Genomic DNA, 14,087 nt, shown 5'->3' on the forward strand with positions numbered 1-14,087 from the left:
GTTGAAGCATAAATTGACTGTGCCAATATCATTCCTCTGCAGGAATCATACTGTTCGGTCACTCAGTTCATTGATAAATCTTTCGACTTAACTTTTTCACGAGTGCCCACACAGATTGCATGGTCAAATTGTTAAAGAACAAACTTAACTAGGAAGCTAATACAATTCAGTATCGCACTCCATCATTAAGTGGACGGTCATTCTAGCGAATTAAGTTAACGTGTCAAACACTTTTTAAAACTTAATTTTCACTGGACTTTCATCCTACCGAAGGCTTGCAAACTTCTTATAAGAAGAAGGCGCTATCCGTATCGGTGAGGCGGCATTATAGGGGGTCATTTGACATTGGCAAGGGAAAATATAAAAATAAACACCAAGTGACCGAATAGCAACCATATAACGACTTTTAGGCTACTTTAACAACAATAGCCTACAGAGATCATTACCTCCGTCTTTTACACGACGGTAAGAGTCAATTTCTACTGTGTGATAGTATTGATCATAATTGATCGTGTTACAGCAAAATAATGTAGGACGGTATAGCACACAAAGCGAAGGGCTCACCAAGTCTTCATACTCTAAATATGGTCTGATTAAACTTGCTGATTTCGTTTCTAAATGATCTGTATATTCTGAATATATACACGGACAGGTGGATATTTCCGCTCAATATTATGAATGGTTTCAATTGTTGGCCATTGGAAATAATATGTCAGGATATTCAGGAAAAAAAAAGCCGAGTCTAAGACTCGGCTTTTTTAATTTAACGCGCTTTTGCTTATTCAGCAGCAGCTTCTTCCTGTGCTTCAGGACGATCTACAAGCTCGATGAAAGCCATTGGGGCTTTATCGCCAGTACGGAAACCGCATTTCATAATGCGAGTGTAACCACCTGGACGCTTAGTGAAGCGTGGACCTAATTCGTTAAATAGTTTCGCTACCACTTCGTTATCACGAGTGCGTGCGAATGCAAGACGACGGTTAGCAACACTGTCTGTCTTAGCTAGGGTAATCAATGGCTCAATTACGCGACGTAGCTCTTTTGCTTTTGGCAAGGTAGTCTTGATAATTTCGTGACGTACCAGAGAGCTAGCCATGTTGCTGAACATCGCTTTACGATGACTGCTGTTGCGGTTGAGTTGACGACCACTCTTACGATGGCGCATGACCTAATCCTTCTAACTAGATATCAGTAACTATTAATCTTCAGCGATTGATGCTGGCGGCCAGTTTTCAAGGCGCATGCCCAGAGAAAGACCACGCGATGCCAGCACGTCTTTGATTTCAGTCAAAGACTTCTTACCAAGGTTTGGCGTTTTAAGAAGCTCAACCTCAGTACGCTGAACAAGATCACCGATGTAATGGATCGCTTCTGCTTTCAAACAGTTAGCAGAGCGAACAGTTAGTTCAAGATCGTCTACAGGACGCAGTAGGATCGGATCGAACTCTGGCTTCTCTTCTTTCTCTTCAGGAACTCGTACATCACGAAGATCTACGAATGCATCCAGTTGTTCAGCAAGAATAGTTGCTGCACGACGGATAGCTTCCTCAGGATCAAGCGTACCGTTAGTTTCCATATCTATCACAAGCTTATCAAGATCAGTACGCTGTTCAACACGTGCTGCCTCTACGGCGTATGAGATACGGTCCACAGGGCTGTAAGTTGCATCAACTAACAGACGACCAATTGGACGCTCGTCTTCTTCAGTGTGAATTCGAGCAGAAGCCGGTACATAGCCACGACCACGTTCTACCTTGATGCGCATGCTAATTTCAGCATTGTCATCAGTTAGGTGGCAGATTACGTGCTCTGGGTTCGCAATCTCAACATCACCATCATGGGTGATGTCACCTGCAACAACAGGGCCTGCACCAGATTTGTTCAGAGTAAGGATAACTTCATCTTTACCCTCAACCTTAACGGCTAGACCTTTAAGGTTTAAAAGGATTTCGAGAACATCTTCCTGAACTCCCTCTTTGGTGCTGTACTCATGTAACACACCGTCGATTTCAACTTCACTTACAGCACAACCTGGCATTGAAGATAATAAAATGCGACGAAGAGCGTTACCTAGAGTGTGGCCAAAACCACGCTCTAGTGGCTCTAGAGTTACTTTTGCATGCGTCGAGCTAACTTGTTCGATATCAACAAGACGCGGCTTAAGAAATTCTGTTACAGAACCCTGCATTGTGTCCTCTCTTAACTATAGCCTTACTTAGAGTAAAGCTCGACGATCAGGTGTTCGTTGATGTCGGCAGACAAATCAGAACGTTCTGGAAGACGTTTGAACGTACCTTCCAGTTTGCTGCTGTCTACTTCGACCCAAGTCGGTAGTTCACGCTGAGTAGCAACTTCAAGAGCTGCTTTAATGCGTGCTTGGTTCTTAGCTTTCTCACGAATGCTAACAACGTCGTTTGCCGCTACCTTGAAAGAAGGAACGTTTACGACTGTACCGTTAACTAGGATCGCTTTGTGGCTTACCAACTGACGTGATTCAGCGCGTGTAGCACCAAAACCCATGCGGTAAACAACATTATCAAGACGACCTTCAAGAAGCTGAAGCAGGTTTTCACCTGTGTTGCCTTTAAGGCGTGCAGCTGCTTTATAGTAGTTACGGAATTGTTTTTCTAATACGCCATATGTACGACGAACTTTCTGCTTCTCACGAAGCTGAACACCGTAGTCAGACAGACGACCACGACGAGCACCATGTTGGCCCGGCGCGTTATCAATTTTACACTTGGTATCAATCGCACGTACGCCTGACTTAAGGAATAAGTCAGTGCCTTCGCGACGGCTAAGCTTCAGCTTAGGACCCAAATATCTTGCCATGTTCTTTCTCCAATATTCCTAGAAACGTTATACGCGACGTTTCTTAGGTGGACGACAACCGTTATGAGGGATCGGAGTCGCATCAACAATGTTAGTGATACGGAAACCCGCTGCATTTAATGCACGGATTGTAGACTCACGACCAGGACCAGGTCCCTTAACCATAACTTCCAGGTTCTTAACGCCATATTCTTTGGCCATTTCACCACAACGCTCAGCAGCAACCTGTGCAGCGAACGGAGTAGATTTACGAGAACCGCGGAAACCTGAACCACCTGCAGTAGCCCAAGAAAGAGCATTACCTTGACGGTCTGTAATGGTTACGATTGTGTTATTAAAAGAAGCATGGATGTGCGCTACGCCATCAGCTACTTGCTTGCGTACGCGCTTACGAGCGCGAGTTGGTTGCTTTGCCATTGTACTCTACCTTATCCGATTATTTTTTGATCGGCTTGCGCGGACCTTTACGGGTACGTGCGTTGGTTTTAGTACGCTGTCCACGTAGAGGTAGACTGCGACGGTGACGGATTCCACGGTAACAACCAAGGTCCATAAGACGCTTGATGTTCATAGAAACTTCACGACGTAGATCACCTTCTACTGTGTATTTAGCTACACCATCACGCAGTAGATCGATCTGTTCTTCAGATAATTCGCTGATCTTAACATCTTCAGCAATACCCGCTTCAGCTAAAACAGCCTTCGAACGAGTTTTACCAATTCCGTAAATCGCAGTAAGTGCGATTACAGAGTGTTTCTGATCAGGAATGTTAATGCCTGCAATACGGGCCACTATTCACTCCTAGTACTTTACAAGAATAACCACTGCAGAGCCCGTTTAGGATACGCAGTGGTGGTACAATTCTTTTGCACACACAAAAGATTGGTTGGCTAATTTAGCCAACCTACCTTCAATTTGCAAGAAATATTTCTGCTAATTAGCCTTGGCGCTGTTTATGCTTAGGCTCAACGCAAATTACACGCACAACACCGTTGCGCTTGATAACTTTGCAGTTGCGGCAGATTTTCTTAACGGAAGCACGAACTTTCATTGCTAAACTCCGTAAATGGATGATCTTAACGGCCATAGCCTTTAAGATTAGCCTTTTTCAATACTGACTCATATTGTTGAGACATCATATGTGTCTGAACTTGAGCCATGAAGTCCATGATTACAACGACTACGATAAGTAGTGATGTACCGCCAAAATAGAAGCGGACATTCCATGCAATCATCATGAACTCGGGGATCAGACAAATAAAGGTAATATACAACGCACCCGCTAGGGTTAAACGTGTCATCACTTTATCAATATACTTCGAGGTCTGTTCACCCGGGCGAATACCAGGTACGAATGCACCAGACTTCTTCAAGTTATCAGCTGTCTCGCGAGGGTTAAACACCAACGCGGTATAGAAGAAACAGAAGAAAATAATCGCAGTCGCATAAAGCATTACATAAAGCGGCTGACCTGGGCTTAGTGCAAGTGAAATATCACTTAACCAACCTAGGTTTTCGTTCTGACCAAACCACTGAGCCAGTGTGCCTGGAAACAGAATAATGCTTGATGCAAAAATCGCTGGAATTACCCCTGCCATATTAATTTTCAATGGCAAGTGAGTGCTTTGCGCGGCAAAAACACGACGGCCTTGCTGACGCTTGGCATAGTTAACGACGATACGACGCTGACCACGCTCCATAAACACTACGAAATAAATCACAGCGAAAGAAATTACTGCAATTAACAGTAGAAGAAGTACGTGCAATTCACCTTGACGTGCTTGCTCTACGGTCTGTCCAATAGCCGGTGGCAAACCTGCAACGATACCAGTGAAAATAATCACCGATATACCATTACCAATGCCGCGTTCTGTAATTTGCTCACCTAACCACATTAAGAACATGGTACCAGTAACCAAACTCACAACTGCAACAAAGTAGAATCCAAGGCCCGGATTAATGACCAGGCCAGGGATCATACTTGGTAACCCCGTCGCAATACCAATTGCTTGGAAGGTTGCCAAAACAAGCGTGCCGTAGCGAGTGTACTGGCTGATCTTACGACGACCAGATTCACCCTCTTTCTTCAATTCGGCCAAGGCCGGATGAACTACCGTTAGCAGTTGGACAATAATAGAAGCCGAAATATACGGCATAATGCCCAACGCTAAGATAGAAGCACGCTCAAGTGCACCACCAGAGAACATGTTAAACAGTTCAATGACGGTACCCTTTTGCTGTTCGAACAGATCGGCAAGTACAGCAGCGTCAATACCAGGAATAGGCACAAAAGAGCCTGCTCGGAAAATCAAGATAGCACCTAATACGAATAAAAGGCGAGTCTTAAGCTCTGCTAGGCCACCTTGTGCGCTACGAAAATCTTGTCCTGGTTGTTTAGCCATCTGTACCTCATCCTCGAGTTAATTATTCCTCGATTTTACCGCCGGCAGCTTCGATTGCAGCTTTAGCGCCTTTAGTCACGCGAAGACCTTTAACTGTCACTGAACGTGCAATTTCACCAGAAAGAACAATTTTTACAAATTTAATGTTCTTAGTGATAATGTTTGCATCTTTCAATGTAGCTAGATCAATCACGTCACCTTCAAGTTTCGCTAGTTCTGCTAGACGAACTTCAGCTGTTACCAAGCTCTTACGAGAAGTAAAACCGAATTTTGGTAGACGCTGTTTCAAAGGCATTTGACCGCCTTCAAAGCCTGGACGCACAGAACCACCTGAACGTGATTTCTGACCTTTGTGACCACGGCCACAAGTTTTGCCCAGACCAGAACCGATACCACGACCTACGCGCTTCGCAGAAGGCTTAGAACCCGCAGCCGGTGATAGAGTATTCAAACGCATTCTGATTACTCCTCAATTTTAACCATGTAGTGAACTTTGTTGATCATGCCGCGTACGCAGGCAGTATCTTCAAGCTCAACAGTGTGGTTGATACGACGAAGGCCTAAGCCACGCAAAGATGCTTTATGCTTCGGTAAACGACCGATAGAGCTCTTTGTCTGTGTTACTTTAATTGTCTTAGCCATGTCTATCACTCCAGAATTTCTTTAACAGAAAGACCACGCTTCGCAGCGATCATTTCTGGAGAGTTCATACCACTCAAACCATCAATTGTTGCGCGAACAACGTTGATTGGGTTTGTAGAACCGTATGCTTTAGCTAGTACGTTACGGATACCCGCAACCTCTAGCACTGCACGCATAGCACCACCGGCGATGATACCTGTACCTTCTGATGCAGGTTGCATATACACTTTAGAACCAGTGTGGCGACCTTTAACAGCGTGGTGTAGAGTACCGTCGTTAAGCGCGACAGTAACCATGTTACGGCGTGCTTTTTCCATTGATTTTTGGATTGCAGCAGGTACTTCACGTGCCTTACCGTAACCAAAACCGATGCGACCGTTACCGTCACCAACTACTGTTAGTGCAGTAAAGCTGAAAATGCGTCCGCCTTTAACCGTCTTTGATACACGGTTAACAGCGATCAGCTTTTCATGCAAATCTGATTGTGTTTTTTCGTTAGCCATCTTCCGCCTACCTTAGAATTTCAGACCAGCTTCACGAGCAGCTTCTGCTAGTGCAGCTACACGGCCGTGGTATTGGAAACCAGAACGATCGAATGCAACGCTAGAGACGCCTTTTTCAATCGCGCGCTCAGCAATAGCTTTACCTACAGCTGAAGCAGCGTCTTTGTTACCGGTGCTCTTAACTTGCTCACGGATCGCTTTTTCTACGGTAGAAGCTGAAGCGATAACCTCAGAGCCATTCGGGGCGATTACCTGAGCATACACGTGACGTGGAGTACGGTGTATAACCAGACGAGTCGCGCCAAGTTCAGCAATCTTACGACGTGCACGGGTCGCACGACGGATACGAGAAACTTTCTTATCCATAGTGTTACCTTACTTCTTCTTAGCTTCTTTAGTACGCACGACTTCGTCGGCGTAACGAACACCTTTGCCTTTATAAGGCTCAGGGCTACGGTAAGCGCGAATTTCAGCCGCTACCTGACCAACAATCTGCTTATCGGTACCCGTAAGTACGATTTCAGTTTGTGAAGGACATTCAGCTTTCATACCGGCTGGCAATTCATGCGCAACTGGATGCGAGAAGCCCAAAGTAAGGTTAACAGTGCTACCAGCAACGTTCGCACGGTAACCGACACCTTTAAGGGTTAGCTTCTTAGTAAAGCCTTCAGTAACACCAACAACCATGTTGTTAACTAGTGCACGAGCAGTACCTGCTTGTGCCCAAGCGTTAGCAACACCTTCGCGTGGACCGAAAGTAAGTGTGTTTTCTTCCTGAGAAAAAACTACTGCCGGGTTAAAAGTGCGAACTAGTTCGCCCTTAGGACCTTTAACAGTAACTTCCTGGCCGTTGAGTTTAACTTCTACGCCGGCAGGAATAACTACAGGTGCTTTTGCAACACGAGACATGTCCTACTCCTATTAAGCTACGTAGCAGATAATCTCACCGCCAAGGCCGGCTTTACGAGCAGCACGGTCGGTCATAAGACCCTTGGAAGTGGAAACAACAGCAATACCCAAACCACCCATCACTGATGGTAACGCACCTTTTTTCTTGTAGATGCGCAGACCTGGACGTGATACACGTTGGATTTGCTCGATAACTGGGTTAGCTTCGAAGTACTTAAGAGTAACTTCTAGCTCAGGCTTAACTTCACCAGTAACAGTGTAGTCAGCCACAAAACCTTCTTCTTTCAAAAGAGTTGCAATAGCAACTTTCAGTTTAGAAGATGGCATTTTAACAGCAACTTTTTTCGCTGCCTGACCGTTACGAAGACGGGTCAGCATATCCGAGATCGGATCTTGCATGCTCATAAGTCAATACTCCGTGATTCTAAATTGGCAGCTGATTACCAGCTAGCCTTACGCAGACCCGGAATCTCGCCTTTCATGCAAGCTTCACGAACCTTGATACGGCTAAGACCAAACTTACGTAGGTAGCCGTGTGGACGTCCAGTCTGGTTACAGCGGTTACGCTGACGAGACGAACTAGAATCGCGTGGTAGAGACTGAAGCTTAAGCACTGCATTCCAGCGATCTTCTTCAGACGCATTCACGTCACTAATAATAGCTTTTAGCGCCGAACGCTTTTCAGCGAACTTAGCTACAAGCTTGGCACGTTTAACTTCACGCGCCTTCATTGATTCTTTAGCCATTAGTAACCCTTACTTTTACTTACGGAATGGGAAGTTAAAAGCAGATAACAGAGCTTGAGCTTCTTCATCAGAACTAGCAGAAGTTGTAATCGTGATATCAAGACCACGGATACGATCTACTTTATCGTAATCGATTTCTGGGAAGATGATCTGCTCACGAACGCCCATGCTATAGTTACCACGACCGTCAAATGATTTCGGGTTTAGACCACGGAAATCACGGATACGAGGAACAGCAATTGAAATTAGACGCTCGAAGAAATCCCACATGCGTTCGCCACGTAGAGTTACTTTACAGCCAATAGGGTAGCCCTCTCGGATCTTAAAGCCAGCAACAGACTTACGAGCTTTAGTGATTAGCGGCTTCTGACCTGCAATAGCAGTCATGTCAGCAGCAGCATTCTCTAAAAGCTTCTTGTCGTTGATCGCTTCACCCACACCCATGTTCAGTGTGATTTTTTCGATCCTTGGGACTTGCATGATACTCTTGTATTCGAACTTGTCAGCAAGCTCTTTTACAACAGTCTCTTTGTAGTAATCATGCAGTTTCGCCATAGTACTACTCCAAACTTACTTAATAGTTACGCTATTAGACTTAAAGAAACGAACTTTTTTGTCGTCTTCAAATCGGAAGCCTACACGGTCTGCTTTACCGGTTTCAGCATTGAAGATTGCAACGTTAGAAACATCAATAGCTGCTTCTTGTTCAACGATGCCACCTTGTACACCCATTGCCGGTACAGGCTTCTGGTGTTTTTTAACAAGGTTAATACCTTCAACGATAACTTTACCGGTTGCTAGAACCTTAGTTACTTTACCTTTCTTACCTTTATCTTTACCGGTAAGAACGATAACTTCGTCGTTGCGACGGATTTTAGCTGCCATTTTAGTTACTCCTTACAGCACTTCAGGCGCTAGTGAAACGATTTTCATGAATTTCGCATTGCGAAGTTCACGCGTCACTGGGCCAAAAATACGAGTACCGATTGGTTGCTCTGTAGTATCGTTCAACAATACACAAGCATTACGGTCGAAGCGAATGACAGAGCCGTCCGGGCGACGAACGCCTTTACGGGTGCGTACAACCACCGCCTTCAGAACATCACCTTTTTTAACTTTACCGCGAGGAATTGCTTCTTTCACAGTAATCTTGATGATATCACCGATGTGTGCGTAACGGCGGTGAGAACCACCCAGAACCTTAATACACATTACGCGACGAGCGCCGGAGTTATCGGCTGCGTCAAGCGTACTTTGCATTTGGATCATGTTAGTGCTCCGCTTATTTTAAACATCTAGACCCATCGCGGGTCGGAATGCCTTTACTTCAAAGGCGGCGAATAATAACACCATTTTCGACCGATGGGTAGACAAAAAATAAACGACCCTAAATTTATTCAGGGCCGCTTGATCATTTCGTTGTCAAATTCGCTTAAATGCGAGCTTTTTCAACGACGCGTACCAGAGTCCAAGACTTAGTCTTAGACAGTGGACGACATTCACGAACTTCAACTGTGTCGCCTAGGCCACATTCGTTGTTTTCATCGTGTGCATGAAGCTTAGTCGTACGTTTGATGAACTTACCATAAATCGGATGTTTCACCATGCGTTCGATAGCAACAACGATAGACTTGTCCATCTTGTCACTAACTACACGACCGAGCTGAATACGGGTTTCTTCGCTCATTATGCGCCAGCCTTTTCAGTCAGAACGGTTTTAACACGTGCGATATCACGGCGTACAGCTTTCAGATTGTGAGTCTGCTGTAACTGACCAGTTGCAGCTTGCATACGCAAGTTGAACTGTTCACGTAGTAGGCCCACAAGTTCAGCATTCAGTTCTTCAACGCTTTTTGCGCGTAGATCTACAGCGTTCATCACATTACCGCCTTAATTACAAATGTTGTCTTGATAGGTAGCTTACGTGCAGCAAGTTCAAATGCGTCACGTGCTAGTGCTTCAGGAACACCATCCATTTCATAAAGAACTTTACCTGGTTGGATTTGGGCTACCCAGTACTCAACGTTACCTTTACCCTTACCCTGACGAACTTCCAACGGCTTGCTTGTAATAGGCTTGTCGGGGAAAACTCGAATCCAGATTTGGCCTTGACGTTTAACATGACGAGTCATAGCACGACGTGCAGCTTCAATTTGGCGTGCAGTCAAACGACCACGGCCAACAGCTTTAAGACCAAAAGTACCGAAGCTTACATCAGTACCGTTCGCTAGACCGCGGTTACGACCTTTAAAAGTCTTGCGGAATTTAGTGCGTTTAGGTTGCAGCATCAATAAACTCCTTATTTACGGCCTTTGCGTTGCTTCTTAGGCTTGTCAGCCTTTGGCTCTGCAACTGGCATACCGCCTAGAACTTCACCTTTGAAGATCCAAACTTTAACGCCGATTACACCGTATTGGGTGTGAGCCGAAGAAGTTGCGTAATCAATGTCAGCACGAAGAGTGTGTAGAGGTACACGACCTTCACGGTACCACTCAGAACGTGCGATTTCAGCGCCGCCTAAACGACCACCTACTTGAACTTTGATACCCTTAGCGCCAAGACGCATTGCGTTCTGAACTGCACGCTTCATAGCGCGACGGAACATAACGCGACGCTCTAGCTGAGACGAAATGCTGTCTGCAACCAGTTGACCGTCTAACTCAGGCTTACGTACTTCTGCGATGTTGATCTGAGCTGGAACACCAGCGATCTTAGACACGCGAGCGCGTAGCTTTTCAACGTCTTCACCTTTCTTACCGATAACGATGCCTGGACGAGCAGTGTGAATAGTCACACGGATGCTCTTAGCAGGACGCTCGATAACGATACGTGATAAAGACGCTTTTTTCAGTTCTTTAGTAAGAAACTGACGTACCTTGAAGTCGCCGTCTAGGTTGTCAGCGAACTCTTGGCTATTAGCAAACCAAGTGGTATTCCAAGGCTTAACGATGCCTAGACGAATACCATTAGGATGTACTTTCTGACCCATTGCTTTCTCTCCTAGTCTCTTAGCGGTCTGCTACAACAACAGTGATGTGGCTAGAACGCTTCAAGATGCGATCGGCACGGCCTTTAGCACGAGGCATAATACGCTTCATGGTAGGACCTTCGTCAACGAAGATTTTAGCAACATTAAGATCATCAATGTCTGCGCCTTCGTTGTGTTCTGCGTTAGCGATAGCTGAATCTAGAACTTTCTTGATTAGTTCAGCAGCTTTTTTGTTGCTGAACTGAAGAATTTCTAGAGCTTGAGCAACTGGCTTACCGCGCAGTTGATCTGCAACCAAACGAGCTTTCTGCGGCGAAATGCGAGCAAAGCGATGTTTAGCGATAGCTTCCATTACCTACTCCTTAGCGCTTCTTAGCTTTCTTATCTGCAGCATGGCCGCGATAAGTACGTGTTGGTGCAAATTCGCCTAGCTTGTGACCGATCATTTCTTCAGAAACGAAAACAGGAACGTGCTGACGACCATTATGGACAGCGATGGTCAAATTGATCATCTGTGGGATGATCATTGAGCGACGGGACCAAGTCTTAACAGGCTTCTTGTCTCCGCTTTCCACCGCTTTCTCTACCTTCTTCAGCAAGTGCAGGTCAATGAAAGGACCTTTCTTGAGAGAACGTGGCATGGCTTATCCTCTGATAATTATTACTTATTACGACGACGTACGATGTACTTGTCGGTACGTTTGTTCTTACGAGTTTTGTAACCCTTCGTAGGAACACCCCAAGGTGTAACTGGGTGACGGCCACCAGATGTACGACCTTCACCACCACCGTGTGGGTGGTCAACTGGGTTCATTACAACACCACGTACAGTTGGACGAACACCGCGCCAGCGTGAAGCACCAGCTTTACCTAGCTCACGTAGCATGTGTTCTGCGTTACCAACTTCACCTAGGGTCGCACGACCTTCAGAAAGAACCTTACGCATTTCACCAGAACGCAGACGTAGAGTCACATATGTGCCTGAACGTGCAATGATCTGAGCGTATGCACCAGCTGAACGAGCCAGCTGAGCACCTTTACCAGGCTTAAGCTCAACACAGTGTACAGTTGAACCTACTGGGATGTTGCGCATTGGTAACGTGTTACCAACTTTGATCGCAGCATCAGCGCCAGACTGGATTGGATCACCAGCTTGGATGCCTTTTGGTGCAATGATGTAACGGCGTTCACCGTCAGCGTAAAGCACTAGCGCGATGTTCGCACTACGGTTTGGATCATATTCCAAACGCTCAACTTTCGCTGGGATACCATCTTTAGTACGTTTAAAGTCGATCATACGGTAGTGTTGCTTGTTACCACCACCGATGTGACGTACTGTGATACGACCGTTATTGTTACGACCACCAGACTTAGATTTTTTCTCTAGTAGTGGTGCGTACGGCTTACCCTTATGCAGGTCAGAGTTAACCACTTTAACTACGTGGCGACGACCCGGGGAAGTCGGCTTACATTTAACAATAGCCATTCTTCTTTGCTCCTAGCCTTACTCTGCACTACCAGCGAAGTCGATGTCTTGACCTTCTTTCAAGATAACATACGCTTTTTTCCAGTCATTACGACGGCCTTCACGTGCACCTTGACGTTTGGTCTTACCCTTAGCAACAAGAGTATTTACAGACTTAACTTCAACCTCGAACAGTTTTTCAACTGCCGCTTTGATCTCTTTCTTCGTTGCATTAATTGCTACTTTGAACACGATTGTATTCGCGTTTTCAGCAGCAGTCGTTGCTTTTTCAGAAATGTGCGGAGCACGGAGAACTTTTAAAATACGCTCTTCAGTGATCATGCTAGCATCTCCTCAACTTGTTTAACTGCTGCTGCAGTCATCACGATTTTGTCGAAAGCGATCAAGCTAACTGGGTCGATTGTCGCTGCATCACGAACGTCTACCTTGTAAAGGTTACGTGCTGCAAGGAATAGATTCTCATCTAATTCGCCAGTTACGATTAGAACATCAGTCAGATCAAGCTCTTTAAGCTTTGCTGCTAGTTCTTTTGTTTTTGGTGCTTCTACAGAGAAATTATCAACAACGATTAGACGCTCTTGACGAACTAGCTCAGAAAGAATGCTCTTCATAGCACCGCGGTACATTTTTTTGTTAACTTTCTGGCTGTGGTCCTGTGGACGAGCTGCGAAAGTTACACCACCTGTGCGCCATAGCGGACTACGAATAGTACCTGCACGTGCACGGCCTGTACCTTTCTGGCGCCATGGTTTAGCACCACCGCCAGAAACGTCAGAACGAGTTTTCTGAGCACGAGTACCTTGACGAGCACCTGCTGCATAAGCAACAACCACTTGATGTACTAGAGCTTCATTGAAATCACGTCCAAAAGTAGTTTCGGAGACAGTGAGCGCATCAGCGCCTTTGACTACCAATTCCATTACTAACTCCTCGACCTTACGCTTTAACAGCTGGTTTAACGATCACGTTGCCACCTGTTGAGCCCGGTACCGCACCTTTAATAAGAAGCAGATTGCGCTCAGCGTCAACACGTACGATCTCTAGGTTTTGAGTCGTTACACGCTCAGCACCCATGTGACCAGCCATTTTCTTGCCTTTAAATACACGACCTGGAGTTTGACATTGGCCAATTGAACCCGGAGCGCGGTGAGACAAGGAGTTACCGTGGGTCATATCTTGAGTACGGAAGTTCCAACGCTTAATTGCGCCTTGGAAGCCCTTACCTTTAGATGTGCCAGTAACGTCTACTTTTTTAACTTCGTTGAACAGTTCAACATTTAGCTCAGCGCCAACTGCAAACTCTTCACCATTATCTAGACGGAATTCCCAAAGACCGCGACCAGCTTCAACACCCGCTTTTGCGAAGTGACCTGCTTCTGGCTTAGATACACGGTTAGCTTTCTTAGCACCAGTAGTGATCTGAATTGCATTGTAACCGTCAGTTTCAAGTGTTTTAACTTGAGTTACACGGTTAGCTTCAACTTCAACCACTGTTACTGGGATAGAAACGCCATCTTCGGTAAAGATGCGGGTCATGCCCACTTTACGACCGATTAGACCAATCATTTCTTATCTCC

Annotated in this window: 27 protein-coding genes; all 27 read right to left on the bottom strand. The window is 45.6% G+C overall.

The genetic code is table 11. The features are described 5' to 3' along the window. Positions 1-778 precede the first annotated feature (778 nt). Complete coding sequence (gene rplQ / locus R3289_RS09360) at positions 779-1,165, bottom strand: 50S ribosomal protein L17 (protein WP_107283383.1); 387 nt, start codon at positions 1,163-1,165, stop codon at positions 779-781. A gap of 33 nt (positions 1,166-1,198) precedes the next feature. Beyond that, a complete protein-coding gene (locus tag R3289_RS09365) occupies positions 1,199-2,188 on the bottom strand; it encodes a DNA-directed RNA polymerase subunit alpha (protein ID WP_318925261.1) in 990 nt (329 codons plus the stop codon). A gap of 23 nt (positions 2,189-2,211) precedes the next feature. Beyond that, positions 2,212-2,832, bottom strand: a complete 621-nt coding sequence (gene rpsD / locus R3289_RS09370) for a 30S ribosomal protein S4 (protein ID WP_107283385.1) — start codon at positions 2,830-2,832, stop codon at positions 2,212-2,214. 27 nt (positions 2,833-2,859) lie between these two features. Further along, positions 2,860-3,249 carry a 30S ribosomal protein S11 gene (rpsK, locus tag R3289_RS09375; RefSeq protein ID WP_005370963.1) on the bottom strand — a complete coding sequence of 130 codons (390 nt, stop codon included), beginning with the start codon at positions 3,247-3,249 and terminating at the stop codon, positions 2,860-2,862. 19 nt (positions 3,250-3,268) lie between these two features. Further along, the gene (gene rpsM, locus R3289_RS09380) at positions 3,269-3,625 is read right to left on the bottom strand and encodes a 30S ribosomal protein S13 (protein WP_107283386.1); all 357 of its coding nucleotides are present in this window, start codon (positions 3,623-3,625) and stop codon (positions 3,269-3,271) included. 145 nt (positions 3,626-3,770) lie between these two features. Beyond that, positions 3,771-3,884, bottom strand: a complete 114-nt coding sequence (gene rpmJ / locus R3289_RS09385) for a 50S ribosomal protein L36 (protein ID WP_005417265.1) — start codon at positions 3,882-3,884, stop codon at positions 3,771-3,773. Between the two features lie 25 nt (positions 3,885-3,909). Beyond that, entirely contained in the window at positions 3,910-5,235 is a 1,326-nt protein-coding gene (gene secY / locus R3289_RS09390) for a preprotein translocase subunit SecY (RefSeq protein WP_107283387.1), read from the bottom strand. 22 nt (positions 5,236-5,257) lie between these two features. After that, entirely contained in the window at positions 5,258-5,692 is a 435-nt protein-coding gene (rplO, locus tag R3289_RS09395) for a 50S ribosomal protein L15 (RefSeq protein ID WP_107283388.1), read from the bottom strand. Positions 5,693-5,697: 5 nt separating this feature from the next. Further along, entirely contained in the window at positions 5,698-5,877 is a 180-nt protein-coding gene (rpmD, locus tag R3289_RS09400) for a 50S ribosomal protein L30 (RefSeq protein WP_107283389.1), read from the bottom strand. A 5-nt stretch (positions 5,878-5,882) separates the two neighbouring features. Next, a complete protein-coding gene (gene rpsE, locus R3289_RS09405) occupies positions 5,883-6,380 on the bottom strand; it encodes a 30S ribosomal protein S5 (protein ID WP_318925262.1) in 498 nt (165 codons plus the stop codon). 12 nt (positions 6,381-6,392) lie between these two features. Beyond that, on the bottom strand, positions 6,393-6,746 hold the full coding sequence (gene rplR / locus R3289_RS09410; protein WP_318925263.1) for a 50S ribosomal protein L18: 354 nt from the start codon (positions 6,744-6,746) through the stop codon (positions 6,393-6,395). Between the two features lie 9 nt (positions 6,747-6,755). Then, positions 6,756-7,289: a 50S ribosomal protein L6 gene (gene rplF / locus R3289_RS09415; RefSeq protein WP_318925264.1), complete on the bottom strand. Its 534-nt coding sequence runs from the start codon at positions 7,287-7,289 to the stop codon at positions 6,756-6,758. A gap of 12 nt (positions 7,290-7,301) precedes the next feature. Beyond that, complete coding sequence (gene rpsH, locus R3289_RS09420) at positions 7,302-7,694, bottom strand: 30S ribosomal protein S8 (RefSeq protein ID WP_107283393.1); 393 nt, start codon at positions 7,692-7,694, stop codon at positions 7,302-7,304. Between the two features lie 35 nt (positions 7,695-7,729). Continuing rightward, positions 7,730-8,035 carry a 30S ribosomal protein S14 gene (rpsN, locus tag R3289_RS09425; RefSeq protein WP_107283394.1) on the bottom strand — a complete coding sequence of 102 codons (306 nt, stop codon included), beginning with the start codon at positions 8,033-8,035 and terminating at the stop codon, positions 7,730-7,732. A 15-nt stretch (positions 8,036-8,050) separates the two neighbouring features. Beyond that, positions 8,051-8,590: a 50S ribosomal protein L5 gene (rplE, locus tag R3289_RS09430; RefSeq protein WP_107283395.1), complete on the bottom strand. Its 540-nt coding sequence runs from the start codon at positions 8,588-8,590 to the stop codon at positions 8,051-8,053. Between the two features lie 15 nt (positions 8,591-8,605). Next, positions 8,606-8,920: a 50S ribosomal protein L24 gene (gene rplX / locus R3289_RS09435; RefSeq protein ID WP_107283396.1), complete on the bottom strand. Its 315-nt coding sequence runs from the start codon at positions 8,918-8,920 to the stop codon at positions 8,606-8,608. Between the two features lie 12 nt (positions 8,921-8,932). Next, positions 8,933-9,304, bottom strand: coding sequence for a 50S ribosomal protein L14 (gene rplN / locus R3289_RS09440; protein WP_075762918.1), 372 nt, complete (start codon positions 9,302-9,304; stop codon positions 8,933-8,935). Between the two features lie 163 nt (positions 9,305-9,467). Continuing rightward, positions 9,468-9,722 (bottom strand): 30S ribosomal protein S17, encoded by a 255-nt coding sequence (gene rpsQ / locus R3289_RS09445; protein ID WP_318925265.1) that lies wholly within the window; start codon positions 9,720-9,722, stop codon positions 9,468-9,470. Next, positions 9,722-9,913, bottom strand: a complete 192-nt coding sequence (rpmC, locus tag R3289_RS09450; protein WP_107283398.1) for a 50S ribosomal protein L29 — start codon at positions 9,911-9,913, stop codon at positions 9,722-9,724. Before rpmC ends, rpsQ begins: the two co-directional genes overlap by 1 nt. After that, positions 9,913-10,323, bottom strand: a complete 411-nt coding sequence (rplP, locus tag R3289_RS09455) for a 50S ribosomal protein L16 (RefSeq protein ID WP_318925266.1) — start codon at positions 10,321-10,323, stop codon at positions 9,913-9,915. Before rplP ends, rpmC begins: the two co-directional genes overlap by 1 nt. 11 nt (positions 10,324-10,334) lie before the next feature. Further along, a complete protein-coding gene (rpsC, locus tag R3289_RS09460) occupies positions 10,335-11,024 on the bottom strand; it encodes a 30S ribosomal protein S3 (protein ID WP_107283400.1) in 690 nt (229 codons plus the stop codon). Positions 11,025-11,043: 19 nt separating this feature from the next. After that, complete coding sequence (rplV, locus tag R3289_RS09465) at positions 11,044-11,376, bottom strand: 50S ribosomal protein L22 (RefSeq protein ID WP_107283401.1); 333 nt, start codon at positions 11,374-11,376, stop codon at positions 11,044-11,046. A 10-nt stretch (positions 11,377-11,386) separates the two neighbouring features. After that, entirely contained in the window at positions 11,387-11,665 is a 279-nt protein-coding gene (rpsS, locus tag R3289_RS09470) for a 30S ribosomal protein S19 (RefSeq protein WP_107283402.1), read from the bottom strand. A 20-nt stretch (positions 11,666-11,685) separates the two neighbouring features. Next, positions 11,686-12,510, bottom strand: coding sequence for a 50S ribosomal protein L2 (rplB, locus tag R3289_RS09475; protein WP_318925267.1), 825 nt, complete (start codon positions 12,508-12,510; stop codon positions 11,686-11,688). Between the two features lie 18 nt (positions 12,511-12,528). Next, positions 12,529-12,831, bottom strand: a complete 303-nt coding sequence (rplW, locus tag R3289_RS09480; RefSeq protein ID WP_107283404.1) for a 50S ribosomal protein L23 — start codon at positions 12,829-12,831, stop codon at positions 12,529-12,531. Continuing rightward, positions 12,828-13,430, bottom strand: coding sequence for a 50S ribosomal protein L4 (rplD, locus tag R3289_RS09485; RefSeq protein ID WP_107283405.1), 603 nt, complete (start codon positions 13,428-13,430; stop codon positions 12,828-12,830). The genes rplW and rplD overlap by 4 nt, the downstream gene beginning before the upstream one ends. A gap of 16 nt (positions 13,431-13,446) precedes the next feature. Beyond that, positions 13,447-14,076: a 50S ribosomal protein L3 gene (gene rplC, locus R3289_RS09490; protein WP_107283406.1), complete on the bottom strand. Its 630-nt coding sequence runs from the start codon at positions 14,074-14,076 to the stop codon at positions 13,447-13,449. Between the last annotated feature and the right edge of the window lie 11 nt (positions 14,077-14,087).

The sequence above is a fragment of the Photobacterium sp. genome (genome assembly GCF_033720175.1).
GTDB lineage: Bacteria > Pseudomonadota > Gammaproteobacteria > Enterobacterales > Vibrionaceae > Photobacterium.